The sequence below is a fragment of the Streptomyces sp. NPDC041814 genome (assembly GCF_055590565.1).
Genome location: NZ_JBVJAM010000004.1, coordinates 17336 through 44136 on the forward strand (window position 1 = coordinate 17336; position 26801 = coordinate 44136).

A 26801-nucleotide genomic window follows, 5' to 3' on the forward strand; every position below is an offset into this window, starting at 1 on the left:
AAGCGGCCGAGGCCGAACGCGCATGTCATCGCTCTCCGGCAGCACGCACACCACGGCCCGAACGACGCCATCCAGCGCCACCTGTCCTGTGTAGGTGAACCCTGCGAGTTCCGGATCAGGTTGCGAGACACGTTTCGTAGTCCGCCGGAACCTTGCGAAGCGTCTGACCCCGGAACGACCTCAGCCGAACGTGCCGTCGGCTCGGACGGCGAAGCGCTCGCAGCCGTCATGCTCGAAACGCACCTGCCCGTCGAACGGCGAGCCGGCGCAGGCGCACGCTCCCCAGTCCAGGCCCAGCTCGCCGCTCAGCGCGACCCAGAACCTGCATCCGCCGCACTGCTCGTCGAACCACTCATCTCGGTAGCCAGGATCCCCAGCGGAACGGTTGAGCAGCCTCAACCAGCGCTCGTGAACGTCGTCGCCGTCTCCACCCTTGCCGTCTGCCCGCAGCCCGCCTGGTTCCATCCGCTCCTCGCCCTCCCGTCGAATTCGCAAGGCCAATCTGCACGGAGTCCGCACCGACCGCCAGGTGATTCCTGCGAGTCGCAGGCCACCGGCCCAGCGTTTCGCAGGAATCACTCGCACAGGACAACCAACGCGCCCCATCCACCACCGCTGAGTGCATCGCGTCATCGACGCCCTTCAACACGAACAGCCACCACCGCCCCCGGCCGACTCCGGCCGGGGGCTTCGTGCGTCCTGGAGGTTCACCGTGCCCACGTACGAGACCCTGCCGCGCTTCACCACCGACCTGAACCGCCTCACCCCGGACCAGCGCCGCAAGTTCCGCCAGACCGTGGCGGCCTTCATCGAGGACCTGCGCGCCGGAGGACGCTTCCGCGCCGGCCTCCGCTTCAAGGGCGTACGCCGCGTGCCCGGCGTCTTCGAGCTCGCCTGGGACGGAGACGGGCGCGCGACCTGGTCCTATGGGACGCCGATAGTCCCGGGCGAGCAGCACATCGTCTGGCACCGCATCGGTACCCACGACATCCTCACGGCGCTGTAAGGGTGGTCGTGGCGAGGATGACCGTTTCTCACGGCTCTCAGTGCAGTAAGTCATCGCTTCGCCGCTTCGTCCGCACCCCGACGAGCCACCGTGGCTCTGCGGGTGGAGGGGCGGGGCGTTGTCGACCCGGATACTGACGGACGCCGCAGCCAGTCCGCGCTGGATGTTGTCGCGGATCTCGTCGCCGATGTCGCGGGTGGCGCGGAGCAGCGCGAGCCTGATCCGCAGCCCTAGGTCACGGGCCGCCGGGATTCAGCCTTAGGGCGCGAAGCACGGAAGGGGAGATCACTGATCCGCTGACAGGCCGCTGGGGGCTTGCCCGTGGAATGGCGCAACGAGGCCCACCGGGGCCTGACAGCGAAACAGCCCCGCCTCGACAGACAACGTCGAGACGGGGCTGCGATCACTTAGAGAGATACTCCATCAGAAATTCTGCCGCGATATCATCAAAGCCAAGGAAACAAAGGATCAAATAAATAAAACTGGCAACATAATACGAGATCTGAAAGACCGGCAGCCAACGCTGCACACGTATGGGTCGTTCATTACATGGTGACTGTGGATGGCCGGAATACTCCGGCCTCACATGTTCCAACTCCTTGCGTACGTTGGCGCTACTCGCATCGCAAGGAGCTTCCTGGCGCTCCGGCTGGAACTGGTTGCTGTTACCCGCTGTATTCATTTGATCCTCCTGTGACCTAGACCGGCCGCCCGGGAGTCGGACGACCTAGGCCAGAGGAGGGGGTTCTAGCGCTCAAGCGCTTTGTGCTGAAACCCATGCTGCCGGGTGCAGTCGGCTGAGTCAACGGGTTATCAGGTCCTACAGTCTGAGCCCTTCTTGTCGACACGACACAAGCCGACGCCCCCGGGGCCCACTCTTCCCTGGACCGTGCCTCGCCCCCTGGCTCGGTACCCCGGGGGGGGGCTTCCTAGTGCTCTGACCGGAAACGATCACCGGGGTGTCCTGCGATGATCGGTGAATGAGCGAGCGTGAGTGGCAGGCATTGACCAAGTCCGAGGAAGCGTTCATGGTCAATTCGTATGAGATCGACATCCTGGCTGGTGTCTGGGGAGACCTCGACGATGCCGATCAGTCCCGGCCTGTGAATGAGCTGGCAGGGATCTTGCTCACTCTCATCGATCGTGGATGGATCGAGGTTCGTCGAGTCGCCCCGTGGACGTCGCCGTCAGGGGAGAAGGGCTTCCAGCCTGGGGAGTTGGTGCCTCGCGGTCAGCTTCAAGCGGTCCTCGAAGATGCGGCCAACTGGGAATACCCGGATGGCGACAACTGGATCGGTGCGGCGATCTTGGTGGAGACCGAAGCGGGCAAGAAGATCACCCGTCGTTCTCCCGAGGAGATGGCGGTATAGACCGCCGTGGCGGGCCCGTCAGACCGCTGCCGCCTGTGGTCGGGGCAGGGAGCCGATCCGGACAGATCCGAAGATCAGCCTGCACCGGCGGAAGTTAGCGCCGTATCGGATCGTCCCCGCATGACGGAACGATGCGTCGGGAGCCACGACTCCGGCTCAGGAGGAAGCTGTCTGTATCTCTGCGGTGGCCTGCGAGCGGGGCGTTTTGGCACCAGGCTTACCCACGTCGACGGTGCGGGGATCGACGGCTTCCAGGGGAGAGCCGACCGCGTACGGGCCGTCCGGGTCGCCGGGCTGGTTGGGGCGGTCGTGCGGCAGGAGGAAGAACGTACGGCGGACGAACAGGCCGCCGTCCGGCAACGCCCGCGCCTTCGGGACGAGGTTGGTGTAGCCGACGAGCCGCCCGTCGCGTTCGTAGCGGGGCTTGCCCCGGCGGGTGGTGACCTTGTCGGGGGCCTGGCGGACGTAGTCGAGGTCCTCGATGCCTTCCAGCCAGACGATTTCGGCTTCCTGGGCGAGATCGCCTTCCCGTGGCATCGCGCTCATGTCGCCTCCTGGTGGTCTGCGGCCCGGTGCCCGCCGGCAGATGCTGCGTTCATACTGCCCGCCGTTGGTGAGACGAGCGAAGATGCTGTGGAAGGCGCACTCCATCGTGCTGTCGTTCTTCCCGCGGCCTCGGGCTGCCAGTCCTCGGCATCACGGTGTTCCCTCCCCGTCGTTGTCCTCAGGAAGGAGAGCGAGGCCGGGGTAGAGCTTGGCCGCATTGTTCTTGATCATGTCCGCCGGTGAGGACAGGCCGAGTTCCTGGCGGATGCGGGCGGCGAAGGCCCGGCTCGTGGAGGGGCGGATCATCTCCTCCGAGCACCAACGACCGTAGACCTCGTAGAGCAGTTTCTGCTCGACCCGCAGATCCGGGTTAGGGCGGCCGTCGGTGCCGCGGGTGCAGCGTTCGGTGAGGAAGCGGCCGATGTGGACCTCAGTCGTCTCGTACGCGGCAGTCGCCATGCGTACGGAGCCGGGGCCGGTCAGCGGGTCGCGGGCGCTGAGGTGGCGGCGGGCGCCGTCGACCAACCACTGCAGGATGCCGGAGCCCTCGTCCTGGACGAGCTGGGCTGCGAGGTTGTCGATCTTCAGCTCGTTCGGGACGGTGCGCTCGGAGGCGATGAGGCGGATACGGCGCCAGAACGCGTGCCCGCCGGTGCCGACTTCGGGACGGTGGTTGCCCAGCAGCCACAGCTTGTGCGGCGGGGCGAAGGTCATGAAGTCCTGCCGCATGCGGCGAGCGGTGATGCGGTCGCCGCCGGTCAGGAACTTGACCCTCGACTCGTTGAACTTGTCGTTCTGTTTCAGCTCGCTGCACACCACGATCCATCGGCCGTGCAGTTCGGTGAGCTCCGTGCTGTGCTCGGCGAACTTCCCCTTCTCCATCAGGAAGCCTGGCGGGGCGGCGTTCGCGTAGTCGCCGAGGATCTGGGGGATGACTTCGAGCAGGACCGACTTGCCGTTGGCCCCGTGCCGTAGAGGAAGGGCAGGACCTGGGCGCCGACGTCACCGGTGATGGAGTAACCGAGCAGCAGGTGCAGGAAGGTAGTGGTCTCCAGGCCCGCTCGTCCCTCTCGTCCTCGCCGAAGATCTGGCCGAGGAACCGCTGCCACCGCGGGATCGTCCCGGTCCTGGGGGCGACCTGGGTCGCGCGCGAGGCATGTCGCTCAGCGGGTTCGGGTCGCTGAGCTTCCCCGTACGCAGGTCCACGACCCCGCCCGGCGTGCACAGAGCGTAGATGTCGCCGTCCAGAACCTGAGGGTCCAGGCGCATGCCAGGGGCCGCCTGAGCCTGGAAGAGCATGGCCTTCACACCGGCCGTCGACTCCGAGCGCCTGCGATGCGCAGCAATGTCCCGGCGTCCCACGAGTGCCAGCCCATGCCGACCACATAGCGGAACTGATCGGCGTAGAGGCGGGCGAACAGCTTCGCGTTCCCATGGTCGGTCAGCGCATCCGGCAGGACACTCGAGTCGAGGGCCGCGTACGGGGCCTCCGACTGCTGGGCCGGACGACCAGTACCCAGCGCGGCGGAAACCCTCTCAGCTTGCGGTAGGCCGCGTCCTCACTCATCAGCCGGGCAATACGGCGCCGGAGCTTGCCCCGTGGTGTCTTTTTCGCCTCGGCGATGAGGAAGTTCTTGATCGACGTGAGAGGACTGCGCGTACACCTACAGCACGGCTCGTCGGCGGGCGTCGCCGACCGGGTCCGCGTCGGCACCCTCGACCTCGGGCTCGTGCGGGATCCGCGCCGACTCGCCGACGATCTCGTCAGCCGGGTCATCACCTTTGAGCCCATCGCCGCCGCCGTCCACCACGACCACCGCCTCGCCGACTCCGTCGACGGGATCGAGCTGGCGGAATTGGCCTGGGAAGACTTCGTACTGCCCGACCCGGCTTCCCTCCCCATCCTCGCCGAGCAAGTCCACACCGCCTGTCGGCAAGCCGGGTTCACTCCACGAGAGGTAGCCACCGCCGACGACCTCACCGGCCTGTTCCGCTGGGTCGCCGCCGACCTGTGCGTCAGCCTGGTCCCGGTGGGGCTGCGGCACCTGACCAGCGCCGGCGTCGCCCTCCTTCCCCTGCGCGGCGGGACCGGCCACCTGGACACCTCCGTCTACGCAATCCACCGCTTCGACGCCGACCCGACGGTGACCCGCCTCCTCGAACTGATCACCGCGCTGCGACCGGAGAGCCCGTGATTTCTGGAGCGGCGTCGCCGTAGGGGTCGGTCAGGGCCCGGCACCGTTCCCCTGTGCTGAGGTCGTGACAGAACAGGGTTCACTCCCCGCGATGCCGGGCAGGAGCTGCCCCGCGGTGACGGCGCTCGGGGGCCCGGGCTGTTCTGCGGGGCGGCGGGGTGGGTGGGTGACGCAGTGGGGGCCGGCACCGGCCTGGCATGCGGGAACACGCTGGACGAAGCAGCTCTGCACGTGGTCCTTGCCGTCGGACGCGCACCAATCGAGCACGGCTTCGCCCACCTCAAGAACTGGCGGATCCTCACCAAGCTCCGCACCGACCCCGCCCGCGCCACTCGCCTCCTGCGGGCCCTGCTCGTCCTGACGAGCCTCGAAGTCGACCGCTGACTTGATCTTCTCAGTGGGCTCCGCTCACGACCGGCACAAGTACCCCGAGGACCGGCCGCACCAGCCCTTTGACCTGCTATTTCAAGTTGACGATGGCTCAGTGCGCCGCATCGTCGTCGGGTGCACCGGGGCGCCTGATGTCCCTCACCGGGCGCTCCGGATGCCGGGATGTCCCGCACTGCCCACCGAGTGGAGCGCACCGAGTGGACCACCCGATGCGCTCTACCGTGGTCTCCACTCCCCCCCGTGCACCGGTCGGGTGGTGGAGGCCACCACTCAGCCCCGGCGGCGGCCGCGTGCGGTGCGCCACGGGTTCCCCCGGCAGCCGGGGTACTGCCGGGCGTGGGAGCGGCGCCGGACAGGTGCCGGGCTTCGGCGACGGGTACAACGCCGGGCCTCCCAGCGGCTCTTCGCCAAGAGGTGCTGGGAGACCGTCAGGGGTGGGATGCCCGGCGAACTCGGCCAGCTGCCAGGAGTTCTTGTGCCCCACGGGCCCGAGCAGTCCTCGCACGTAGTCCCGTATCCGGCGTCTAGGCTCGAGGCGGGAGAAGCGGTGTGCGATTCGCAAGGAGAGTTCTTCCAGCCGCGCCTGACCCGGGCACCCCGCACGACAGCACACGCACCAGGACGGGCGCCGGAAGACCTCGCGGTCTTCCGGCGCCCGTCCGCGTATCCGGGACCCTCCCTCCGTACCGGATGCGCACGGTCATTCTGTACTACCGTTCGAGCACCGGCAGGAGGCCGTGGAGGGGGAACGTGAGCGCTCGCATTCTGGTCGCCGAGGACGATACGAAGCAGTCCCGTCTGATCCGGGTCTATCTCGAAAGAGAAGGACACGCGGTCCATGTGGTCGCGGACGGACGGGCGGCGCTGGAACGGGCGCGCTCGGCCCGGCCCGACCTCATCGTCCTCGACGTGATGCTCCCCCTGGTCGACGGCCTCGACGTGTGCCGCATCCTGCGCACCGAGTCCGATGTGCCGATCCTGCTGCTCACCGCACGGGTGGCCGAGGAGGACATGCTCCTCGGCCTCGACCTCGGCGCCGACGACTACCTCACCAAGCCGTACAGCCCGCGTGAGCTGGCCGCCCGGGTCCGAGCGCTGTTGCGCCGCTCGGGAAGGTCCGGCGGGGGCGACGGGCCCGCCGTGCTGCGGGTCGGCGAGGTGGAGCTCGACACCGCGCGGTTCGAGGTCCGGGTGGCGGGCCGGCCGGTGGAGCTGACAGCGAAGGAGTTCGCGATCCTGGAGACGCTCGCGCGGGAGCCGGGCCGGGTCTTCACCCGTGCCCAGATCATCGAGCGGGTCTTCGGTTTCGACCGGGACGTGTTGGAGAGGACCGTCGACGCTCATGTGATGAACATGCGGCGGAAGCTGGGGACGGGCCCGGACGGCAGCCCGGTGGAGACGGTGTACGGGAGGGGCTACCGGCTCACGGACGGTCCCGTCTCCGCGTCACCCCCTGCCGGGGGTTGACCTCCCCGTGCCCGGGGAAGGGCGACCGCGAACGTCGTCCCCTCCCCGAACGTGCTGCGCACCTCGATGGCGCCCCCGTGGTCGGCGACGATCTGGCGGGCGATCGAAAGGCCGAGACCGGTGCCTCCGGTGGCCCGGTTCCGCGATTCGTCCGCCCGCCAGAAGCGGTCGAAGAGCCGCGGCAGGTCCTCGGCCGCTATCCCCGTGCCCGTGTCGCGTACCTCCAGGACGGCCCTGTCGCCGTCTCCGAGGAGGGCCAGGGTCACGGTTCCCCCCGGGGCGGTGGCGCGCAGCGCGTTACGGACGAGGTTGCCGACGACTTGGCGCAGCCGGTCCGGGTCGGCCCGTGCGTACACCGGACGCGGCGCCTCCAGGGCCATCACGAGACCGGCGGCCCCGGCCTGGGGGATGTAGGCGCGGTGGCTCGTCTCCAGGAGCTCGCGAAGATCTACGTCGCTGCGGTGGTAGGCCAGCGCGCCCGCCTCGGCCAGCGCGAGGTCCCGCAGGTCGTCCACGATCCGCTGCTGCAACAGCGCCTCCTCGTGGAGGGATTCGAGGAGTTCGGGGGTCGGTTCGAGGACCCCGTCGCGCAGGGCCTCCAGATAGCCCCGCAGATTGGCTAGTGGGGTGCGCAGCTCGTGCGCGATGTCGCTGGTGAGGCGGCGCTGGTGCTCCTCGCTCGCCTGGAGCGAGTCGGCCATGCGGTTGAAGGCCCCGCCGAGCTGCGCGATCTCGTCCCGTCCTGACGCGGGCACCCGTCGCCCCAGGTCGCCTTCCCCCAGCCTCTTCGCGGCGTGCGTCAGGGCTCGTACGGGGCGCAGGACGGCCCTGCTCAGCAGCAGCCCGCCCAGGATGACGACGAGGGTCACGCCCGCCGCGACGGCCGCGATGGGCGCGGTGGCCAGGGTGGGCGGCGACTCGTCTCGGAAGCCGAGCCCGACTTCGAGGCGGGGCGGGGCCTCGGAGGCGACACGCTCGTCGAAGACCCGCTGCAAGCAGTCGGGGAACCGTTCGTCGGACTCGCACGGCCGCAGTGCGTCAAGGTCCCGGGAGGTCAGCGGGTCGTACGCGTCCGTGGGCTTCGGGCACTGGGCGGGCCTGTGTTCCGCACGCACCGTCGGCACACCGAAGGCACCGGTCCCGGTGACGGTCTCGGCCCCCGCGCGGGTCAGGCAGGCCGCGTCGGCGGCGTACGAACGGTAGGCGGCGACGGCGGACGCGGTCTGCTTCATAGAGGCCCGCCGCACCTGTCCGGCGACGAGCCGCAGCGTGGGACGGGCGTCGACCAGCACCGGCGGCCGGCGGCTCACCGTGCGCGGTGAGCGGCCGGCCAGAGTGTCGGAGTCGGCGAGCAGCGCATCGGCCTCCGTGACCACCCGGATACGCTGCCCGGTCTCCTTCGCGAGCGCCGCCACCGTCGGCGCGAGCCCGTCCCAGGTGGCGTGCGCCAGGCCGTACCCGCGCAGCTCCCCGGCGATCCGTGCGGTGTCCTGCTGTCCGGCAGTGACGGTTTCGCGCACCTGGCGGTTGGCCTGGCGCAGGGTCAGCCAGGCGGTAGCCACGGTGGCGGTCATCGCGATCAGCATCAGCAGGCCGAGGGCCCTGATCCGGAAGCTCACCCTGCCCCCTCCTGTCAGGTGCCGGCCAGCGCCTGGGTAGGTGCCAGTCTGCTGGCCCGTACCGCCGGATACAACCCGGCGGCCGCGCCGATGACCAGGGTCGACCCGATGCCCGCGGCGCTCGCCCACGCGGGCACGACCGTAGGCCAGTCGCGGCTGAGGGCATACCCCGAGGTGATCAGCGTCCCCAGGACCGTGCCGGCGAGTCCGCCGATGAGCGACAGCAGCAGTGACTCCATCACGAACTGCGTGCGGATCTGCGCCCGGGTCGCGCCGAGCGCGCGGCGCAGCCCTATTTCCGTACGCCGTTCCAGTACGGAGATCACCATGGTGTTGCCGACGCCGACCCCGCCGACCAGTAGGGCGACCCCGCCGAGGCCCAGCAGCAGCCCGGTCAGCGCGGATTCGGTGGCCTCGCGGGCGGCGAGCGCGTCCGAGGGCCGCGAGATGCGCACCTCGCCCGGCTTCTCGGGGTACGCCGTGGCCGGGAGCACGTCCCGCACCGCGGTCACCCGGCTGTCCTCCGCTCGTACGTAGACCGTGGAGGGGTGGCCGTCGTAGCGGAGGTAGGTCCGCGCGGCCGGCCGGCCGACCAGGGCGGCGCTGTTGAGCTCCGGGGCGAGCGGCACCGGGTCCAGGACACCGATCAGCGAGAACCAACGGCCGCCGATCCAGACCCGGATGCCCGGCCGGTACACGTCCAGCCGCTGGGCGGCCGTCGCCCCGAGCACGACCGCCGGGTACTCCTCGGTGGCGGAGTCCAGCCAGCGGCCCTCGCGGAGGCGCCCGCCGACGGCCGGCAGCAGGCCGGTGTCCGCCGCCAGGACGCTCAGCGAACCTGTGCGCCCGATGGCGATGCGCTCGTTGCGGTAGACGTGCGCGTTGGTCTCGCCCGTGGCGGCGACCTGCTGGACCGGCGGGATACGGCGGATCATCGCTACGGACTCCTCGGGGAGTTCGGCCTTCTCGCCGGACAGGGACTCACCGGGGGCGACCCGCAGCAGATTGGTCCCGAGCGCGTCGAGCCTGCGGTCCACCTCGGCCTGGCCGGAGCCGGAGATGCCGACCACCGCGATCATGGCGGCGACTCCGATGGCGATCCCGAGGGCGGAGAGGAAGACGCGGAGGGGGCGGGTGCGCAGCCCGGTGGAGCCGAGTCGTACGACGTCGGCGAGGCGCAGGCGAGCGGGGCGCAGGCGGAACGGACGCCGCCGGCGGTTCCGCACCGGCCGGGGTGGGAACGGCAAGGGCACCCCGGCCTCTTCCCGGGCCGGCCCGGGAGTATGCGTGCGCTCCGTCATCGGGGTGCTCCGATCGTCGAGCCGCGGGTGACGTCACCGGTCAGCCGGCCGTCCCGCATGTCGAGGCGGCGGGGGAGCCCGGCCGCGATCTCCTGGTCATGGGTGATGACGACGACCGTGGTGCCCGCCGCGTGCAGCCCGTGCAGCAGGTCCAGCACTGCTGCCCCCGAAGCGGAGTCGAGGTTCCCGGTCGGCTCGTCGGCCAGCAGCACCGCGGGGTCGCCGACCACCGCGCGGGCGACCGCGACCCGCTGCCGCTCACCGCCGGAGAGCTGATGCGGAAGGTGGTGGACGCGGTGGCTGAGCCCCACCCGGGCGAGCGCGGCGGCTGCCCGGGCCCTGCGTCGGCGCAGCGGCACCCCCGCGTAGAGCAGGCCGTCCCCGACCGCGTCGAGCACCGGGACACCGACGGACAGGTGGAACTGCTGAAAGACGAAGCCGATCCTGGTCGCCCGGAGCGCCGAGACCTCCCGGTCGGACAGCTTCGCCACGTCGTGGCCGTCGATCAGCACACGGCCCGAGGACGGCCGGTCCAGGCTCCCCATCAGATGCAGCATGCTCGACTTGCCGGAGCCCGAAGGGCCGACGACGGCGACCAGCTCCCTGGGTCCGATCCGCAGGCTGACGTCACGGACGGCGTGGACCCCGCCGGGATACGTCTTGGAGACGGCATCGAATTCCACGACCGCCGAGCACTCCCCGCTCATTCCGGAATCCTCACCTTCAAGCCCTCGCGGACCGCCGGACCGCTCACCTCCACGTCCCCGTCCGCGAACAGCCCGGTCTTCACCGCAACGAAAGTGCCGTCCGCCTTCTCCAGGCCGTGGCCACCCTCCGCGAGGGCGACCAGGGCGGCGACCGGGACGGTCAGCACGTTCTCGGCCCGCCGCCCCACGTACTCGACGGTCACGGGCCCGCTCTCCCATTTCCCCACGGTCTTCTGGTCCTTGATGGTGAGGGTCACCGGCACGGTCGCCGCCCGCTCGTCCGTGCCGCCGCCCCCCGCGGCCTCGTCAGCCTGTTTCCCCACGGATGCCACCCGCCCCTTCACAGGGGTCTCGTCGGGCAGCCGGATCGTGACGTCTGCGCCGCGCACGGCCCAGGAAGCCTCGGACGCAGAGGCGTTGACGACGACCTTGCGGGTCGTGCCGGTGTAGGTGAGCGCGCCCTCTCCGACGGCGGCGCCCAGCCGGACGCCGGGCCGGCCGATCCGTATCCGCCCGGCGGTGTAGATGACGTCCCCGGCGCCGACCGTGCCGGTCTGCGGCAGGCCGAGCGACTTCTGCCAGCGCTCGACCGCCGCGGCGGTGCCCTCCGTGAACGTCTCGTCCACCGTGAAGCCCGTGTAGCCGAGGGCGGCGAGGTTCGTCTCGAACTGCATAACGTCCATGCCCCGTACGGGTTCGTGGGCGGCCGGGTGCGCGTCCTTGCCGGATTCTTCTGACCCTTCAGCCTTGTCGGCCCCTTCTGCCTCGTCGTCCTCCGGGGCGGCCGGGGTCAGGGCGAGGTCGCGGTACATAGGCAGCGCCCCGTAGAGCAGCACCGTCGGGCGGTCATCGACGCGCAGCAGCGTGTCCCCGCGCTCCGCGGTCGTGCCGGACACGGGCAGCCAGGTCACCGTGCCCGTCGCCTTGACCGGCAGCGGGATCTCGGGACCGTATCCCAAGGCGCCGTCCACCGTGGTGCGTTCGGTCAGCGTCGCCCGGGTGATGGGGACGGTCGATCTGGCCCTGGGAGGGGCTTTCGGTTCCTCGTCCCGGCCGCCGCCGAACCCGAGAGCCCCGGTCACCGCGACCGCCGCCACGACGGCCACACCGGCGACGACGAGAAATGTCCGCCGTCCGCGAGGCCCACGCTCCTCATCGAAGTCTGTTTCGTTCTCCACCGCTCAGCCCTCGCCCGGACCCGCGCTCTCGGGGACCCCGACGATCGGCCCGCACATCCGGGCGGCCCGCTTCGCTCCGGCCGCGCTCTGGTCCCACTCGCCCTGGCCGAGGCCGTCGGGACCGGGGTCGGGGAAGTCGGCGGCACCGTTCTTCTGCATGCAGGCTGCGTACTCGCGCTTCACCTTGATCTGGGCGGCCGACAGCTTGGGCTGGTTGCCCTTCTCGATGCTCTCGGGCACGGCGGAGACGTACGCGGCGCACTTCTCCTGGGCGGCCCCGAACTTCGGGTCCTGCTTCAGCGCATGTCGCTGGTCGCCCTCGCCGAAGTCAATCGTGCCCTTCGCGTCGGGGTCCGGGGCATCCACGCCGTGTTCTCGCAGGCACTTCACGTACGCGCGCTGCGCCTGCACGTACGCGGCCACGTCGTCCGTGGCCTTTCCCCCCTCGGCCGTGGCCGACACCTTCCCGCCACCGGCCGTCGGCACCTCCGCGCCGCCGTCGCCTCCGCCGCAGCCGGCCAGTACGAAGACCATGACCGAGGCCGCGACGGCCGGCCGTACCCAGTTCTCCCTCATCGTTCTCCCGCTCTCCCTGTCGGGCCCGGCCGCAGGCACGGCGGGCAGGGCGAACGTAGGAGCGGAACGATGAAGAACCTTTGAAGAACCTGTCCGACTGCCATGCGGTCCGGCAAAGGCACGTGCAAAGAGGACGAAAAGGCGTACTCCTCCCGGGCCATCCGCGAACACCTGCGACGACGAGGGATTGGGGCGGTCACCCCGGCCCCAGCCGACCAGCAGGGCCACCAGCCTCGTCGGGGCAGCCACGGCGGCCGGCCGCCTGCCTTCAATCGTCGCCCAGGCATCTTCTGCGCCCGCTCCATGTCGGCAGGGCCCACAGGGAGAGCAGCGGCTCGAGGGTTGAGAGGGTCAGTACGACAGGCTGCTTCCCGGTCCCCATGAACGTCGCACCTCGGTCTGGACGACCGCATAGCGGACAGCGGACCACTCCCTCAGGACAAGATCCGGTCAAGAGTTTGACCTGTCACTGTCAAGCAGGTGCTGGCCGGTGCCATTCTCTGCGGAACCTCGCTCACCTCGTGTGTGCCAAGTCAAGGAGACCGCGTGAGAATCGCTCTGCGTACCGCTGCCATCGCCGCGTCCGCCGCCATGGTCGTCGTCGGAGTACAGGCAAACTCGGCAGGCGCGGCACCGGACCCGGCGCCGGGCGCCACCGCTCTGCCGATCAGCGCCTCCCAGCGCGCGGCGGCCATCAAAGAAGCTCAGGCCGAAGCCGCTTCTGTCGCCAAAAAGATCCAACTGGGCGGCAAGGAGAAGCTCGTCGCCCGCGATGTGATCAAGGACGCGGACGGAACCGTCCACACCCGCTACGAACGCACCTACGCCGGACTGCCCGTTCTCGGCGGCGACCTGATCACCCACACTGCGAAAAACGGAACCCTCAAGGGCGTCTCCCGGGCCACGGAAGCGAAGATATCCGTCCCGACCACGACACCCACGACAGCCGCTCCGAGCGCGGGATCCGATGCCCGGAAGGTCATCTGGGCCGCCACGGGAAAGCCCGCACTCGCATACGAGACGGTCGTCACCGGCACTCAGCACGACGGAACCCCGAGTGAACGCCACATCATCTCCGATGCCGCCAATGGCAAGGAGCTCTACTCCTACGAGGCAGTCGAGACGGGATCGGGCACCAGCCAGTACAGCGGAAGCGTCCCCCTGGGCACGACCGGGTCAGGAACCTCCTTCTCCCTGACCGACGCCACCCGCGGCGGGCACAGCACCTACGACCTGAACGGCGGCTCCACCGGGACCGGCACACTCTTCACCGACGCCGACGACGTCTGGGGCAACGGGCTGGCGACCAACCGGCAGACCGCTGCCGTGGACGCCCACTACGGCGCGGCCATGACCTGGGACTTCTACAAGAACAAACTGGGGCGCAACGGCATCGCCGGTGACGGCAAGGCCGCGTACTCCCGGGTCCACTACGGCAACGCCTACGTCAACGCGTTCTGGTCGGACAACTGCTTCTGCATGACCTATGGTGACGGCACGGGCAACACCAAACCTCTCACCTCGCTGGACGTCGCCGGTCACGAAATGAGCCACGGCCTGACCGCGTCCACCGCCGGGCTGAAGTACAGCCGGGAATCCGGTGGCCTGAACGAAGCGACCAGCGACATGTTCGGCACCGCAGTCGAGTTCTACGCCGCGAACAGCAGCGACCCCGGCGACTACCTCATCGGCGAGAAGATCGACATCAACGGCAACGGCACCCCGCTGCGCTACATGGACAAGCCCAGCAAGGACGGCAGCTCGGCCGACTACTGGTCGAAGTCCGTGGGCCGCCTTGATGTCCACTACTCGTCCGGGCCGGCCAACCACTTCTTCTACCTGCTGTCCGAGGGCAGCGGCACCAAGACGATCGGCGGCGTCACGTACAACTCCCCCACCGCCAACGGTTCCACCGTCACCGGAATCGGCCAGGACAAGGCCGTCCAGATCTGGTACAAGGCACTCACCACATACATGACCTCGTCCACCGACTACGCGACAGCCCGTACCGCGACCCTCCAGGCAGCTACCGACCTCTACGGGGCCGGCAGCACCGAGCGCGCGGCCGTCGCCGCCGCCTGGTCCGCGATCAGCGTCAACTAGGGGCTGCTTCCCGGATCACGTTCTGAGGCCGGCCGACTCCCGGTGCGGGGCACCGACACCTGCTCCAGGACCCGTTCGAGTCGGGGTCCGTCCCCGTAGTGTCCGGGTGTCAGGACGAACGCGAGGGGCCGGCGTCGCCCGTCGGCGGCGAGGTGGATCTTGGTGGTGAATCCTCCGCGGGAACGTCCCAGACACTCGCCGATCTGACCACCCCGTCCAGCCGGACGGCCAGTTTCCGCAGCACCGCATCGACCTGCTTCGTCCCCCGCTCGGCCCCCTTTGGAGGAACGGCGGCCGGGGATACCTTCCTCGCGCCGGCGGCGTGCCGGTGGGCTCGCACAGCCGTCGAGTCCACCGACACATCCCAGTCGATCCCGCCCGCCGCGTCCTCGGCCGCCTGGATGCGGGACAGCAGCATCTGCCAGGCCCCATCGGCCGACCAGCGACGATGCCGTTCATAGACCGTCTCCCACGGCCCGAACCGCTCGGGCAGATCCCGCCACTGCACACCGGTCCGCACCCGGTAGAGAACACCGTTGATCACCCGCCGATGGGCACTGGAGTCGTTCTTGCCTCGTGGTGGTGTGCGTGGTGGTCGGTGGACCGGCTGGTTGCCACATTGATCCATCTGCGGCATGACCTTCCGCATTCGGTGCTGGGCCTGCTGTTCGGTGTCGACCGTTCCACCATCACTCGTGCGATCGCGGAGATACGCACGCTTCTTGCCGAGCGGGGTGCGCGGTCCCCGACCGTCCTGGCCTGCGTCTTCGGACGCTGACACAACTGACCCCCAGGACCCACCGCCGCGACCGCCTGGCCGACACCTGCCGCGCCATCGCCGGCCTCATCTCCGACCGCAGCGCTCAAGCCTGAACCAGCGGTCCTCCAACAGACCAACACGCCTCACCCACTACCACGCACCAACTCGTAAGGCGGCGGGCCAGTGCCGCCAGTTCTGCAGGTGGATGATGCCGTGCTCGATGCACGCTGCGTGGATTCGACAGCGAAGTGGATCAACGCCCGAGGCGACCCGTCAGCCTGCCGTAGCAGGTCTCTGCAGTGGGCGCGAGGCGCCTGGTGCAGGACAATTTCTGGGTGGGGGCAGGTATGTGTCCGCCGAGCAGAGAGGCCGCCATGTCCGGTCCAGCACCCGAAGCGCTTACTGGAGTCTTCCTCGTGGATGACCACGAGGTCGTCCGCCGGGGACTGCGCGACCTGATCGACGACGAGCCCGACATGGAGGTGGTGGGAGAGGCGGCAACGGTGCAGCAGGCGGTGGCCAGGGGTCCCGCTCTGCGGCCTGATGTGGCCGTCCTCGATGTGCGCCTGCCCGATGGTGACGGGATCGGGGTGTGCCGGGACCTGCGCTCCGCGATGCCGGGACTGGCTTGTCTGATGCTCACCTCGTTCGACGACGAGGAGGCGCTGCTCGACGCCATCATGGCGGGTGCGGCGGGGTACGTGCTGAAGCAGATCAACGGGTCCGACTTGCTGGCGGCGATCCGGACGGTGGCGACGGGGCAGTCGATGCTCGATCCGGCCACCACGGCAAGGCTGATGCGTTCACTGCGCGGCCCCGAGACGGGGAGATCCCCTGAGGATGAGCGTCTGGCGGGGCTGTCGGAGCGGGAACTCGCGGTGCTGGACCTGATCGGCGAAGGGCTTACCAATCGGCAGATCGCGCAGCGGCTCTATCTTTCGGAGAAGACCGTCAAGAATCACATCTCTCGGCTATTGGGAAAGCTGGGCGTGGAGCGGCGCGTCCAAGTGGCGGTGATCGCCGCGCACGTGCACGAGAACGGATCCGACTCCATGTAGCTCTCAGCTTTCCTCTTTCAGCGGGACCCACCAGGTGAGTGTCGTCCCGCGGTCGGGTGGCGGCCGGGTGCGAGCGTCGAGGCCTCCCCCCAGTCGTTCCGCGCGCTCGCTCAGGTTTCGAAGACCGCTGCGCTTGCCGTCGTTCCGCATGCCCAGCCCGTCGTCACTGACCGTGACGGTCAGGGTGTCGGGCTGCGCGACGACCGCCACTTCCGCCGTCCTGGCTCTCGCGTGACGCGCCACGTTGGTCAGCGCTTCGGTCACCACCGCGATCACCTCGTCGCCCATTGCTGCCGGAACATCGGTGTCGAGCAGGCCCTCCATGCGCAGCGAGGGGGCGAAGCCCAGCGTCGGTGCGGCGGCGTCGACCGCGCCGAGGACCCGGCTCCTGAGCTTGGGGGCGTTCGCGGGCTCGGAGTGCTCGCGGAGACCGAAGATGGTCGATCGGATGATTTTGATGGTGATGTCGAGGTCGTCGATGGCCCGGACCACGCGATCTCTGGCCACCGGGTGTTCGACGAATCGGCGGGCGCTCTGGAGCGTCATGCCGGTGGCGAAGAGGCGCTGGATCGCGAGGTCGTGCAGGTCTCGGGCGATGCGATCGCGATCCTCCAGGAGACTCATCTGTTCGGCGTCGCGGCGTCGTTCGGCCAGTTCCAGGGCCAGGGCGGCGGATCCGGTGAATGCGGGCAGCGCAGCGGTCTCGGTGGCGGTGAACTCGGGCCGGCCTTGGCGTCGCAGGAGGATGAGTACGCCGCTCAGGCGGTCCTTTGTACCCACTGTCGCGGCGACCGCCGGGCCGAAACCTTGCCAGCGCTCGGTCTGGGCCGCGATCCGCCCGTCCCTTTCGATGTCCGCGAGGATGACGAGCCCGCCTGCGGCAAGTGCCGCGGCCGCCACGGTCCCGTCGATGATGGGCAGCACGACACCCCGGTGCCGGTCGGCACCGTCACCGCTCGCCATCGACCCGCGCAGTGAACCGTCCGGCCCGACGAGGTAGTACACGCCCATGTCGGCGTCAACGATGTCCACGGCTCGGTCGAGCATGCCGTCGAGGACTTCCTGCTCCCCGGATCCGGAAAGCAGCGCGCCGGTGAAATCGGCACCGGCGGCCAGCCAGAGCTGGCGCAGGCGCGCCTCCTCGTAGAGCCGGGCGTTCTCGATCGCGATGCCGGCGGCGACGGCCAGTGTCGTCACCACGGCCTCGTCCTGGTCGTCAAAACTGCCGCCACCGCGCTTCTCGGTCAGGTAGAGGTTGCCGAACACCTCGTCCCGCACCCGGATCGGTACACCGAGGAACGAGTGCATCGGTGGATGGTGGGGCGGAAAGCCGTACGAGGCGGGGTGGTCGGCCAGCTCGGCCAGGCGCAGCGGTTCGGGGTGCCGGATGAGCTCCCCGAGGATGCCGTGGCCGGAGGGCAGTGCGCCGATCCGCTCGTGGAGTTCGTCGTCGATGCCGGAGGTGAGGAATCGGGAGAGCCGCTGGTCGTCGCCGATGACGCCGAGGGCGCCGTATTCCGCGTCGACCAGCGTCACGGCGGACTCCACGATCGTGCGCAGGACCTGGGTGAGGTCGAGGTCCTGGCCGACGGACATGACGGCCTTCAGCAGTTCGCCCAGCTTCTCCCGGGTGCTGCGGACCTCGTCCAGCCGCACCTGGAGTTCACCCAGGAGTTCGTCGAGTCCCAGGCGCGGAGACCGTGCTCCGCCGCGTCGGCTCTCCTCCGGCCCCATCGGCACCTCCGGCGGCTGGGGGTTCGGCGTACGTCGTTTCCGATCCCCCGCTTCACCGTAGCTCCGCTGGCGCGCGCCGTCCTCACGTACCGCAAGCGGTGATGACGCGTTTGGCCGTACGGGGTCACTGGGGAGGGACGGTGATGACCGGGCAGTGGGCTCGGTGCAGGAGCCCGTGGACGGCGGAGCCGACGCGCATGCCGGTGTAGCCGCCCCGGCCGCGGCGGCCGACGATCAGGGCCAGGGCGTGCTCGCCGGCTTCCGCCAGAATCTCGACGGGTGAGCCGATGCGGACTTCGTGGGTCAGGCGGACGCCGGGGTACTCCTCGGCCCAGCCGGCGGTGATCTCCGAGAGCTGCCTGCGCTCGGCCTCGAACATGGTGTCACTCGAACGGAGGGAGAAGACGGGTGGCTGCCACACCGCGATGGCACGCAGCCCAGCCTGCCTGAGGTCCGCTTCCTCGAAGGCGAATGCGAGGGCCGCCAGAGAGGACGTGCTGCCGTCGACGCCCACGACGAGGAAGGGCGGCTCCTGCGTGCTGTGCCCGGCCTCGCCCACCACCACGACCGGGCAACGGGCCTGGGCGGTGACGGGGACGACGAGTGCGCCCGCGCTGAGGTACTCCTCGGCCCGGCTGAGATGCCGGGAGCCGAGTACGACCATGACCGCGTCCTGCGAGACACGCGTCATGACCTGCGCCGGGAAGCCGTCGACCACCGAAGTGGCGATCTTGAGGTGCGGCCGACGCTCTCGGACCCAGTCCGCCGCCGCGCTCACGGCATGCTTTCCCTCCAGTCCCCGGACCATGTGGCGTGGGGTGTCGTCGACGTGATGGGTGTCGTGCTGTGGGGGCACGGCCACTACCAGCCGCAAGGCCAGATGGCGCCGGTGGGCCTCGTCGGCCGCCCAGGTCGCGGTAAGACGCCAGTCCCTCGACGGGTCGATGCCGACGGCGATCTCGTCGTGTTCCGTCGTGCTGCTCATGATCCGCTCCTGTCCCAAGGACGCGGCCGCCTTGCTTCGGTCTCCTTCCACTTTGGCACTTCGGAGGCGGCACTCGAAGGGGCCTCCCAGGGGCCGGCCGGGGGCCGAACGTCCCGAAGTCCATCGGCTCTCGAGCCCGACCGGCCCGGAGCATGGACCGTACGGCCCTCGCCGTCCGCCGGCGATTCAGAGACCGTGGTGATAGGGGCATCCGTGCTCCCTTCGCGCACAGGCCGACCTGGCACCGTGGCCGGCGGACAGGACAAACCGTGACATACCTTGCTCTCACCCGTACCCTCGTGGCGTCGCTGATCGAAGACGCGACCTGCGCCCCGTCCATGCACAACGCGCAGCCGTGGAAATTCCGCCACCGAACGGTCACTGACACCGTCGAGCTCTACGGTGACCAGTCGCGGGAGATGCCGCACGCCGATCCGGTCCACCGCGCACTGCACCTGGGCTGCGGTGCGGCCCTGTTCGGTCTGCGTGTGGCCGCCGCGCACCAGCACCTGGAGGCGGAGGTGGAACTGCTGCCCGCTCCCCGCGACCCTTGGCACTTGGCCGACGTACGCCTCCGTCCCGGGGGGTCGGATCACGCCGGAGACGAAGAGGTGGCCGCGCTTTATCCGGCGCTCCGGGAGCGGCACACCAGCCGTTTCCCGTTCACGGACGAGCGGATCCCGGCCGAGATCATGGCGGGGCTGAGGGCCGCAGCGGCTCGTGAAGGCTGCCGCCTGGATGTCCCAGGGGACTGGTTCATCGACGCTCTCATGGAGCTCGTACGCGACTCCGAGCGTTTGGAGGCCGCCGACCCTCACATGCGCGCGGAGGTCGCTGGGTGGACGCGTACCCAAACGGACGACGACGGGAGCACGCAGGGGATACCCGCGTACGCCTTCGGGCCTCGGCAGTTCGACGTCACCTCGCCGGTGCGGGACTTCGAGCCTCAGCATTCGGGGCCTTACCGAGCCTCTGCCCGGTTTGAGAAGCACCCCCAGATCGCCCTGCTCGGTACGCGGGACGACACTCCGCGTGATTGGCTTGCAGCGGGGCAGGCCCTTCACCGAGTCCTGTTGCGTGCCACGGCAGACGGCCTGTCCACGTCGCTCATGTCCCAGCCGCTGGAGTGGCCGGAGCTGCGGGCGCTGTCGCGCGATCCCCGTTCCACTACGGGCTCCGTCCAGATGCTGCTGCGCCTGGGGTACGGGCCGCACGGCCGGGCCACACCGCGGCGGCCGGTCTGCGACGTCCTCGTCTTCGTCTGAGGCGGTCTGCCGAGCGCTGCCGCGTCGCCCAGATACCGGCTCACAGCCGGAACCAGCGCTCCTCCCCCGGTGTGACACTGACCTCCCGCCCGTCCGGCAGCAGAACGGGGACCGGGCTCCGGGGCGACTTGGGTACGCGGACAGCGAGCCGCCCGGGCAGGACGCGGACCCGGATCCCCCGGTGGCCGCGGTAGCAGATCGTGAACGAGAAGCGGGGGATCTGCGCCAAGGGGACGGGCTTGATCTGCAGCCCTTCGTGACCGGCCTCCAAGCCGGTGATGCCGCGCTCGACGAGGTCGACCGTGCCCGCCATGGCCCCTAGGTGGATGCCCTCGCCGGTCGTGCCGCCCTGCAGGTCGGCCACGTCCCCGAGCAGGGCCTCCTCGCAGTAGCGCCAGGCATCCGCACCCATGTTCCGCGTGCTCAGCCAGCCGTGCACGAGGCTGCTGAGCGTCGAACCGTGGCTGGTGCGGCGCAGGTAGTACGCCTCGGTCGCACGCCAGGAGTCGTCATCCAGTCGGTAGCCGAGCCGGGCAAACAGCTCGTGCAGTTCCCGGGGCCGGAAGAGGTAGCCGAGCATGAGGGTGTCGGCCTGTTTGGTGGCCTGGTAGCGATTGACGGTGTCGCCCTCGGCCTCCAGGATGCGGTCGAGACGGCGGATGTCGCCATACCGGGCGCGGTAGCCCTCCCAGTCGAGTTCCGCCAGGTCGCCGTAGCCCTGAAACTGGCTGATCACTCCACGGTGGAACGGGATGTACAAGTGGCGTGAGACGTCCTCCCACCGCGCCAGCTCCTCGCTGCCGAGAGACAGTTGCTCAGCCAGTTCCCTACGGCGCGCGGTAGGCAGTTCGTTCAAGAGGTCGAGGCCCCGGACGAGGACCCAGGCAGCGGTGGCGTTCGTATACGTATTGTCGTCGATGCCCGGCCCGTCCGTGCCTGGGTAGGCATCGTGGTATTCGTCAGGACCGACCACTCCTCGGATGCGATATCTGCGGACGTCCGTGTCGTACTGAGCGATCTCCGCCCAGTACCGAGCCACGTCCAAGAGGATCTCGGCACCTGCCGAGTGGAGGAAGGCGCGGTCGCCGGTGGTCCGCGCATACCGCCAGACGTCGTAGGCGACGGCCGAGCCGACGTGCCGCTGGAGACGCGAGCGATCGGGCAGCCACCGCCCGGAACGTGGATTGAGGTGCAACTCCTGGGTCTCCTCGCGACCCGAACCGGCACTCTGCCAAGGGAACACGGCACCGTGGCCCCCGAGGTCGCGGGCGGCCGTGCGCGCGGCGGGAAGCCGACGGCGGCGGTACATGAGCAGCGCCCTCGCCACCTCGGGAAAGTGCAGGTTCAGGTAGGGCAGGACGAAAAGCTCGTCCCAGAAGACATGACCCCGGTACGCCTCGCCGTGCAGTCCCCTCGCGGGGACGCCGACGTCGAGGTCGGCGGTGTGCGGGGAGAGCGTCTGGAGTACGTGGAAGACGTGCAGGTGCAGAATACGGCCGGCTTCGCCGGGTACGTGCAGCTCACCCTGCTCCCAGAGACGCCGCCAAGCCGCCTTGTGCGTGGCCAGGAGGCGGGAAAACGCGACATCGGCGACTGCGGCGCACGCCTCCGCGCGTGGGTCACCGGCCGGGCGGTCGGCGGAGGTGCGCAGCGCCAGGGTCTTCACGACGCTCACCGCGTGGCGCCGGGCGACGGGCAAGCGGTAGGTCTGGACAGGGGCGGTGCGTGTGGCCGTCTGCGCGGCGGGCGCCGGAGGAGTGGTGACCGTACGGACCGCCAGGGCGAAGCGGGTGCCAGGGTCGCGGGTGCGGCAGGTCAGCCAGGCGGTGCCGCCGGGTTCGAACCCGCTTCGGTGGCCGGTGAGATGGCGGCCGTCCAGATTCCGGTACCGCTCCACCCCGGCGTTGGTGACCGCTCCGTCGAGGACGGACTCCACCTCGATGGTGCCGCTCCACCCGTAGGCCCGGAAGGTGCTGCGCTGGGCGGCCAGGCACGGGTCCCCCATGTGCACGAGCCGTGTATGGACGACGCGCAATGAGCGTCCCTCGGCATCCCGGAAGAACAGCTGCCGGGTGAGCGTCCCGGCGCGCAGGTCCAGCCGCACGTGATAGTGGCGCAGGTCCGCAGAGTCGGGCGTCAGCCAAGGGCCGGGCGGTCCGTCGTCCGGGAGGCAGCGGTAGCGCAACAGGGTCCAGTTGGGCAGGTTGACCATGTCCTCGTTGGTCACCGTGCGGCCGGCGACGGCCGAGCTGCGCCGGTCGTAGCAGCCGGCGAGGTAGGTGCCCGGGTAGTGGACGGGTCCGGCGGGGCATTCGGGTGCGGAGCCCCGGGTGGCGAACCTGCCGTTGCCGAGTGCGCACAGTGCCTCGACCAGCCGCTCGGATTCTGGTTCGTAGCGGTCGTAGCCCCAGGTCCACCCGGCGCTCATCGTGGCTCGCCCCACATGTTCAGCACTAGGACCAGGAGGTCGGAGACGGCCAGGTCGGCGCCCTCCCGGCGCAAGGCGACCGAGCCGCGCGCGTCGCGCCCGCGGTCCGGGCCGATGACGCGCTCGAAGCCTCCGCGCCGCCGTGCCTGTACGCCGGCCGGCGCGTCCTCCACCACGGCGGTGTCGTGAAGGCGGGCCCCGAACCGGCTCGCCGCATGGAGGAGGAGCGCGCGGTCCGGTTGCCTGGGCAGCGCGAGGCGGGCGGTGTCATCGCCGTCCACGACGAGGACGGGCCCGCTGGGCGGCAGGCGGATGCCTCGGTGGCGCAGGAAAGCATCGGCTCCCTCATAGCGGGAGCGGCCGTCCACGAAGCGGCGGCACTCGCGTTCCCCGTCGCAGGACGCCTCGGCCTCCGGGTTCGCGCCGAGGCAGACGCCGAGCGCGGTCGTCCGCGCTGCGGCATGCACGGCCGCCGCGTCACGCAGCACACCGTCGGTCTCGCGCTTCACCGCCCCGGGTGCCTGAGGGATTTTCACGCGGCGGCCGGAGTTGTCGGGACTTGCACGGCTGTGTGCTGCGGGGCGCCGAGTACGACCTTGATGGCTCCGGTATCGGCCGCGCGACCGAACACGTCGTACGCCTCCTCCATCTGCCCGAGTTCGAACCGGTGGGTGACCAGCTGCGCTGTCGGCAGTCGGCCGGCCGCCAGCATGCGCAGCAGCATGGGGGTGGACGCGGTGTCCACCAGGCCGGTGGTGAGCGTGACGTCCTTGATCCACAGGTCTTCGAGGTGGAGTGTCGCAGGCTTTCCGTGCACCCCGATGTTGGCGACGTGGCCGCCCGGCCGGACCATGCGGGTGCAGCTCTCGAACGCCTCCGGCACGCCCACCGCCTCCATGACGACATCGGCGCCGTGCCCGTCCGTCAGGTCGGCGACGAGTTGTTCCGGCTCCTCATCGGCGCCCACGGTGGCGTCGGCACCGAGCGCCCGCGCGGCGTCCAGCCGCGAGGCGGCGAAGTCGACGGCGACGATCCTGCCCGGGCTGTACAGGCGGGCGGTGGTGATCGCGGCAAGGCCGATCGGCCCTGCACCCACCACGACGACCGCGTCGGCGGGTCACACGCAGCCGTTGAGGACGCCCACCTCGTAGGACGTGGGGAAGATGTCGGCGAGCAGGACGGCGTCCGCGCTGTCCACGGCGGTCGGGAGCGGGTGGACGGACAGGTCGGCGAAGGGGACCCGGACGTACTCGGCCTGTGTCCCGTCGATGGTGTGCCCGAGGATCCAGCCGCCTCCGCCGCGGCACTGTCCGTAACGGCCTTCCCGGCAGTACCGGCAGCGCCCGCAGGCGGTGATGCACGAGATGAGGACCCGGTCGCCGGGCCGTACCGTACGGACATCCCGGCCTGCCTCGACAACCGTGCCGACCGCTTCATGGCCCAGGACCCGGCCCGGCGTCACCTCGGGGACGTCGCCCTTGAGTATGTGCAGGTCCGTTCCGCAGATGGTGACGAGGTCGACCCGCACCACGACGTCGCTCTGGTCCACGATGTCCGGGTCGGGTACGTCCTGCCAGGCGATGCGGCCCGGTCCCTGAAAGACAGCGGCCCTCATGCTGTCCACCTTCCTCCTGCATGGCGTACGGGGTGTCCCCTCTTCCAGGTTCGGCCGTCGTCCCCGGCGGCGCATGGGCCGGTCGGCCCCGGTCCGGGTCCGCTCGGGCCCCGCCCAGATCACCGGCATCCCGCACCTCTGCGGCGTCGCCGGGCGGGCCGCAACTCGTCGGTGCCCCAGACAAGGAGCGGGAAAGAAGCCGGCAGGAGCACCGCGTCCAGCGGGAGCGCGGCGGTGCCGAAGAGGTGCTGGAGCGGAGGCGCGTAGACGAGAGCAGCGGTGAATACGAGCCCGAGGGCGATTCCGGCAAGCAGGAGCGGGTTCGAGAAGACACCGATCGCGCGAAGTGCCGCGTGGTCCGTCCGGGCGGCGAAGGCTGTGCCGATCTGGCAGGCGACGATGCCGGCGAAGGTGGCGGTCGTAGCTGTCACGTAGGCGCGGTGCGGGGCGCTGCCGGGCCCGGTGGGGTCGCCCGGCTGCCAGCCCGAGCGCCACAGGACGTAGAAGAAGCCCGCCATGACGAGAACGGCCGACGTCGAACCTAGGAAGCCCCATCTGCGCACGAGCATGTCGCGGGAGATCACTTTCTGCCCCCGTGGTCTCGGAGGGCGCTCCATGACACCGGGCTCGGAACGCTCCCGGCCGAGGGCGAGCGCGGGAAGGGTGTCGGTGCCGAGGTCGATGGCGAGGATCTGGAGAACGGTCAGCGGCAGGGGCACGGCGCCCGCCGTCAGCGCGAGCACGAGGAAGGGGATGATCTCCGGGGTGGCGTGGGTGAAGATGTAGACGATGAACTGGGCGAAGACGACTTCGGAGCCGTCGTTCAGCACCCGGTCAAGTTTGTCGTCCCCGAGGGACTCCGACGCGTCGACCACCTTCAGTTCCGGCACTCCGATGCCCGCCTCGCGTGCGACCGCGGCAGCCGTGGCCCCGTTGTCGCCCGTCACCACGTGCACCTTGATCCCCGCCTCGTGGCAGCGGCCGACGGCGGCCCTCACTTCTGGGCGCGGCGGGTCGTACAGCGCCACGAGGCCGAGCAGGGTGAGCCCCGACTCCGCGTCCCGGCGGTCGGTGGGCGGATCGGCGCCGGGGGCGAGCTCGCGCACGGCCACCGCGAGTACGCGCATCCCCTGCTCGGCGTAGCGTCGCGCCGCCGCCCGTGGCTCTTCCACGGGCGAGCCGGGTTTCAGGCGGTCGACGACGGCCTCCGGTGCCCCCTTGACGATGATCCGGCTGGTGTCGTCGGCCTGGACCACCGACATGAGGTGCTTCGGCGGCCATCCGTTCGGCGGGCACGGATTCTCCGGTCAGCATCGACAGGTCGACTTCGACGCCTCCCTCGATCACTCGCGCGTCGGCAGGAATCTTGTCGCCCTTGTCCAGGACGATCACGTCGCCCGGGACCAGGTCGCGGGCCTCAACGGTCAGCGGACGGCCATCCCGTACGGCGAGTGCGCGTTCGGGGAGGTACCGGGCGAGGGTTTCGACCGCCCGCTCTGCCTGGCGCTCCTGGAGGAGGGCGAAGGTCGCGTTGACGGCGACGACCGCGAGGATCGCCCAGCCGAGGACCGCGAGGTCCGCGAGGAAGGCGAGCGCGGCGGCTGCCCATAGGAGCAGGGCCAGGGGATGGGTGAGCTGCCCAGCTACTTCTCGCACGAACGAGGACTGCTGTCGGCTACGCACCTCGTTGGGGCCCGTGGACGGCGAGACGACGGGCCGCTTCCCGGGCCGAAAGGCCCTCGGGGCCGGTGGCCAGTTCGTGCCGCAGCCGCGGCAGCGGCTCCCTGGGGTCGTACGACGGCGGGGCGCCGGCATCCTGAGATCCCGGTGCGGCATGTCCGCTGGAATGGCCGTTCATCGTCGTCACCCGCTCGCGCGGGTGGTCAGCACGGGTCCGCCGTCACTTTGCCCCTCTCGTGTCCTCCGTATCGCCGCGCCTGACAGGAACGGTCTGTCCGGGCTTCTGCTCCAGGCCCCGCATCGGGACACGGACGGTCAGGAGGCCGTCCGTGTAGGTGGCGTCGATGCGGTCCGCCGGGACCGCGTCGGGAAGGCGGACGGTGCGGCGGAACGACCCGTAGCGGAACTCCGAGTGCTCCTTGTCCTGGTCCGTCTCGTCGTGCTCCGCGCTCACGGTGACGAGGTTGTCATCCACGCTGACGTGGATGTCCTCGGGTGCCATCCCGGGCAGTTCGGCGCGCAGCACGTACACGCCGTCCCGCTGGGTGACCTCGACCGGGATGGAGTGCGGTGCGCTGCCAGGACGCCAGCCGGGCAGTCCCGGGAATCCCCTGCCGAACCAGTCGTCGAAGTCCGGAGCGAACCGGTGTCTGCTGTGTCCTGTCCTGTGTTCGGCCATGGCACTGCCCCTTGTTCCGGCCGAGGGCTCCCGGCCTGCGGATCGGGCACGGGACGGGATGGTTCCGTGCCCTGCACCTCCAGCGTTCCACGGGCCCCTGGCCGGGCAAGCGACCGTGCGGGGTCGGGCGGGGGGCCGG

The 26801-nt window shown here is 70.0% G+C and carries 22 protein-coding genes and 7 pseudogenes; 10 read left to right on the forward strand and 19 right to left on the reverse strand.

Annotation, left to right across the window (positions count from 1 at the left end; genetic code table 11):
- Positions 1–180: 180 nt before the first annotated feature.
- Complete coding sequence (locus ACZ6C6_RS12515) at positions 181–465, reverse strand: DUF3027 domain-containing protein (RefSeq protein WP_469201901.1); 285 nt, start codon at positions 463–465, stop codon at positions 181–183.
- Between the two features lie 247 nt (positions 466–712).
- On the opposite strand from ACZ6C6_RS12515, the gene ACZ6C6_RS12520 reads away from it, so the two are divergent.
- Positions 713–1006 carry a hypothetical protein gene (locus tag ACZ6C6_RS12520; protein WP_469201903.1) on the forward strand — a complete coding sequence of 98 codons (294 nt, stop codon included), beginning with the start codon at positions 713–715 and terminating at the stop codon, positions 1004–1006.
- Between the two features lie 403 nt (positions 1007–1409).
- Here the strand turns inward: ACZ6C6_RS12520 and ACZ6C6_RS12525 are convergent, their stop codons facing one another.
- On the reverse strand, positions 1410–1688 hold the full coding sequence (locus ACZ6C6_RS12525) for a hypothetical protein (protein ID WP_469201905.1): 279 nt from the start codon (positions 1686–1688) through the stop codon (positions 1410–1412).
- Positions 1689–1986: 298 nt separating this feature from the next.
- On the opposite strand from ACZ6C6_RS12525, the gene ACZ6C6_RS12530 reads away from it, so the two are divergent.
- Positions 1987–2376 (forward strand): hypothetical protein, encoded by a 390-nt coding sequence (locus tag ACZ6C6_RS12530; RefSeq protein ID WP_469201907.1) that lies wholly within the window; start codon positions 1987–1989, stop codon positions 2374–2376.
- Between the two features lie 156 nt (positions 2377–2532).
- On the opposite strand, the gene ACZ6C6_RS12535 is transcribed toward ACZ6C6_RS12530, so the two are convergent.
- Complete coding sequence (locus ACZ6C6_RS12535; RefSeq protein WP_469201908.1) at positions 2533–2922, reverse strand: DUF6009 family protein; 390 nt, start codon at positions 2920–2922, stop codon at positions 2533–2535.
- A 150-nt stretch (positions 2923–3072) separates the two neighbouring features.
- Positions 3073–4442: pseudogene (locus ACZ6C6_RS12540) on the reverse strand (DNA primase family protein).
- A 123-nt stretch (positions 4443–4565) separates the two neighbouring features.
- Between ACZ6C6_RS12540 and ACZ6C6_RS12545 the strand changes: the two are divergent.
- Both ACZ6C6_RS12545 and ACZ6C6_RS12550 read left to right on the forward strand, forming a co-directional pair.
- Positions 4566–5117 (forward strand): LysR family substrate-binding domain-containing protein, encoded by a 552-nt coding sequence (locus ACZ6C6_RS12545; RefSeq protein ID WP_469202674.1) that lies wholly within the window; start codon positions 4566–4568, stop codon positions 5115–5117.
- A 162-nt stretch (positions 5118–5279) separates the two neighbouring features.
- A complete protein-coding gene (locus tag ACZ6C6_RS12550) occupies positions 5280–5501 on the forward strand; it encodes a hypothetical protein (protein WP_469201910.1) in 222 nt (73 codons plus the stop codon).
- 396 nt (positions 5502–5897) lie between these two features.
- Here ACZ6C6_RS12550 and ACZ6C6_RS12555 read toward each other — a convergent pair.
- Positions 5898–6120, reverse strand: a pseudogene (locus ACZ6C6_RS12555) (hypothetical protein); the annotation flags it as partial.
- A 137-nt stretch (positions 6121–6257) separates the two neighbouring features.
- On the opposite strand from ACZ6C6_RS12555, the gene ACZ6C6_RS12560 reads away from it, so the two are divergent.
- Positions 6258–6974, forward strand: coding sequence for a response regulator transcription factor (locus ACZ6C6_RS12560; protein WP_469201912.1), 717 nt, complete (start codon positions 6258–6260; stop codon positions 6972–6974).
- On the opposite strand, the gene ACZ6C6_RS12565 is transcribed toward ACZ6C6_RS12560, so the two are convergent.
- The 5 genes from ACZ6C6_RS12565 to ACZ6C6_RS12585 are packed head-to-tail and all read right to left on the reverse strand — an operon-like array spanning position 6923 to position 12355.
- Entirely contained in the window at positions 6923–8593 is a 1671-nt protein-coding gene (locus ACZ6C6_RS12565; protein WP_469201914.1) for a sensor histidine kinase, read from the reverse strand. The genes ACZ6C6_RS12560 and ACZ6C6_RS12565 overlap by 52 nt on opposite strands.
- 14 nt (positions 8594–8607) lie before the next feature.
- Complete coding sequence (locus tag ACZ6C6_RS12570) at positions 8608–9894, reverse strand: ABC transporter permease (RefSeq protein ID WP_469201916.1); 1287 nt, start codon at positions 9892–9894, stop codon at positions 8608–8610.
- Positions 9891–10601 (reverse strand): ABC transporter ATP-binding protein, encoded by a 711-nt coding sequence (locus tag ACZ6C6_RS12575; RefSeq protein ID WP_469201918.1) that lies wholly within the window; start codon positions 10599–10601, stop codon positions 9891–9893. Before ACZ6C6_RS12575 ends, ACZ6C6_RS12570 begins: the two co-directional genes overlap by 4 nt.
- Positions 10598–11779 (reverse strand): peptidoglycan-binding protein, encoded by a 1182-nt coding sequence (locus ACZ6C6_RS12580; protein WP_469201920.1) that lies wholly within the window; start codon positions 11777–11779, stop codon positions 10598–10600. The genes ACZ6C6_RS12575 and ACZ6C6_RS12580 overlap by 4 nt, the downstream gene beginning before the upstream one ends.
- A gap of 3 nt (positions 11780–11782) precedes the next feature.
- Positions 11783–12355 carry a hypothetical protein gene (locus tag ACZ6C6_RS12585; RefSeq protein ID WP_469201922.1) on the reverse strand — a complete coding sequence of 191 codons (573 nt, stop codon included), beginning with the start codon at positions 12353–12355 and terminating at the stop codon, positions 11783–11785.
- Positions 12356–12490: 135 nt separating this feature from the next.
- Here ACZ6C6_RS12585 and ACZ6C6_RS12590 point away from each other — a divergent pair.
- Both ACZ6C6_RS12590 and ACZ6C6_RS12595 read left to right on the forward strand, forming a co-directional pair.
- A pseudogene (locus ACZ6C6_RS12590) lies at positions 12491–12631 on the forward strand (IS5/IS1182 family transposase); the annotation flags it as partial.
- Between the two features lie 315 nt (positions 12632–12946).
- Entirely contained in the window at positions 12947–14458 is a 1512-nt protein-coding gene (locus ACZ6C6_RS12595; RefSeq protein WP_469202676.1) for a M4 family metallopeptidase, read from the forward strand.
- Between the two features lie 14 nt (positions 14459–14472).
- Here the strand turns inward: ACZ6C6_RS12595 and ACZ6C6_RS12600 are convergent.
- Positions 14473–15011, reverse strand: a pseudogene (locus ACZ6C6_RS12600) (IS5 family transposase); the annotation flags it as partial.
- A gap of 45 nt (positions 15012–15056) precedes the next feature.
- On the opposite strand from ACZ6C6_RS12600, the pseudogene ACZ6C6_RS12605 reads away from it, so the two are divergent.
- Together ACZ6C6_RS12605 and ACZ6C6_RS12610 are read left to right on the forward strand one after the other, a co-directional pair.
- Positions 15057–15244 (forward strand): annotated as a pseudogene (locus ACZ6C6_RS12605) (helix-turn-helix domain-containing protein); the annotation flags it as partial.
- A 348-nt stretch (positions 15245–15592) separates the two neighbouring features.
- Positions 15593–16276, forward strand: a complete 684-nt coding sequence (locus ACZ6C6_RS12610; RefSeq protein ID WP_469201924.1) for a response regulator — start codon at positions 15593–15595, stop codon at positions 16274–16276.
- Between the two features lie 3 nt (positions 16277–16279).
- On the opposite strand, the gene ACZ6C6_RS12615 is transcribed toward ACZ6C6_RS12610, so the two are convergent.
- On the reverse strand, positions 16280–18010 hold the full coding sequence (locus ACZ6C6_RS12615) for a sensor histidine kinase (protein WP_469201926.1): 1731 nt from the start codon (positions 18008–18010) through the stop codon (positions 16280–16282).
- A 124-nt stretch (positions 18011–18134) separates the two neighbouring features.
- Positions 18135–18995 (reverse strand): universal stress protein, encoded by an 861-nt coding sequence (locus ACZ6C6_RS12620; protein WP_469201928.1) that lies wholly within the window; start codon positions 18993–18995, stop codon positions 18135–18137.
- Positions 18996–19294: 299 nt separating this feature from the next.
- On the opposite strand from ACZ6C6_RS12620, the gene ACZ6C6_RS12625 reads away from it, so the two are divergent.
- Positions 19295–20260, forward strand: a complete 966-nt coding sequence (locus ACZ6C6_RS12625) for an Acg family FMN-binding oxidoreductase (RefSeq protein ID WP_469201930.1) — start codon at positions 19295–19297, stop codon at positions 20258–20260.
- A 40-nt stretch (positions 20261–20300) separates the two neighbouring features.
- On the opposite strand, the gene ACZ6C6_RS12630 is transcribed toward ACZ6C6_RS12625, so the two are convergent.
- The 6 genes and pseudogenes from ACZ6C6_RS12630 to ACZ6C6_RS12655 form a co-directional block, all read right to left on the reverse strand.
- Positions 20301–22688, reverse strand: a complete 2388-nt coding sequence (locus ACZ6C6_RS12630) for a glycoside hydrolase family 65 protein (protein WP_469201932.1) — start codon at positions 22686–22688, stop codon at positions 20301–20303.
- The gene (locus ACZ6C6_RS12635) at positions 22685–23224 is read right to left on the reverse strand and encodes an HAD family hydrolase (protein WP_469201934.1); all 540 of its coding nucleotides are present in this window, start codon (positions 23222–23224) and stop codon (positions 22685–22687) included. Before ACZ6C6_RS12635 ends, ACZ6C6_RS12630 begins: the two co-directional genes overlap by 4 nt.
- Positions 23221–24303, reverse strand: a pseudogene (locus tag ACZ6C6_RS12640) (alcohol dehydrogenase catalytic domain-containing protein). The gene ACZ6C6_RS12635 and the pseudogene ACZ6C6_RS12640 overlap by 4 nt, the downstream one beginning before the upstream one ends.
- Positions 24304–24422: 119 nt before the next feature.
- Positions 24423–25565: a cation transporting ATPase C-terminal domain-containing protein gene (locus ACZ6C6_RS12645; protein WP_469201936.1), complete on the reverse strand. Its 1143-nt coding sequence runs from the start codon at positions 25563–25565 to the stop codon at positions 24423–24425.
- A 70-nt stretch (positions 25566–25635) separates the two neighbouring features.
- Positions 25636–26139: pseudogene (locus ACZ6C6_RS12650) on the reverse strand (P-type ATPase actuator domain-containing protein); the annotation flags it as partial.
- Between the two features lie 64 nt (positions 26140–26203).
- Positions 26204–26662 (reverse strand): Hsp20/alpha crystallin family protein, encoded by a 459-nt coding sequence (locus ACZ6C6_RS12655; RefSeq protein ID WP_469201938.1) that lies wholly within the window; start codon positions 26660–26662, stop codon positions 26204–26206.
- Positions 26663–26801 lie beyond the last annotated feature (139 nt).

Bases quoted from the DNA above. Each gene is read 5' to 3' on its own strand.
- ACZ6C6_RS12575 (WP_469201918.1), bottom strand. From the start codon at position 10,601: ATGAGCGGGGAGTGCTCGGCGGTCGTGGAATTCGATGCCGTCTCCAAG.
- ACZ6C6_RS12585 (WP_469201922.1), bottom strand. From the start codon at position 12,355: ATGAGGGAGAACTGGGTACGGCCGGCCGTCGCGGCCTCGGTCATGGTC.
- ACZ6C6_RS12630 (WP_469201932.1), bottom strand. From the start codon at position 22,688: ATGAGCGCCGGGTGGACCTGGGGCTACGACCGCTACGAACCAGAATCC.
- ACZ6C6_RS12570 (WP_469201916.1), bottom strand. From the start codon at position 9,894: ATGACGGAGCGCACGCATACTCCCGGGCCGGCCCGGGAAGAGGCCGGG.
- ACZ6C6_RS12515 (WP_469201901.1), bottom strand. From the start codon at position 465: ATGGAACCAGGCGGGCTGCGGGCAGACGGCAAGGGTGGAGACGGCGAC.
- ACZ6C6_RS12525 (WP_469201905.1), bottom strand. From the start codon at position 1,688: ATGAATACAGCGGGTAACAGCAACCAGTTCCAGCCGGAGCGCCAGGAA.
- ACZ6C6_RS12595 (WP_469202676.1), top strand. From the start codon at position 12,947: ATGGTCGTCGTCGGAGTACAGGCAAACTCGGCAGGCGCGGCACCGGAC.
- ACZ6C6_RS12535 (WP_469201908.1), bottom strand. From the start codon at position 2,922: ATGAGCGCGATGCCACGGGAAGGCGATCTCGCCCAGGAAGCCGAAATC.
- ACZ6C6_RS12645 (WP_469201936.1), bottom strand. From the start codon at position 25,565: ATGTCGGTGGTCCAGGCCGACGACACCAGCCGGATCATCGTCAAGGGG.
- ACZ6C6_RS12615 (WP_469201926.1), bottom strand. From the start codon at position 18,010: ATGGGGCCGGAGGAGAGCCGACGCGGCGGAGCACGGTCTCCGCGCCTG.
- ACZ6C6_RS12610 (WP_469201924.1), top strand. From the start codon at position 15,593: ATGTCCGGTCCAGCACCCGAAGCGCTTACTGGAGTCTTCCTCGTGGAT.
- ACZ6C6_RS12655 (WP_469201938.1), bottom strand. From the start codon at position 26,662: ATGGCCGAACACAGGACAGGACACAGCAGACACCGGTTCGCTCCGGAC.
- ACZ6C6_RS12530 (WP_469201907.1), top strand. From the start codon at position 1,987: ATGAGCGAGCGTGAGTGGCAGGCATTGACCAAGTCCGAGGAAGCGTTC.
- ACZ6C6_RS12620 (WP_469201928.1), bottom strand. From the start codon at position 18,995: ATGAGCAGCACGACGGAACACGACGAGATCGCCGTCGGCATCGACCCG.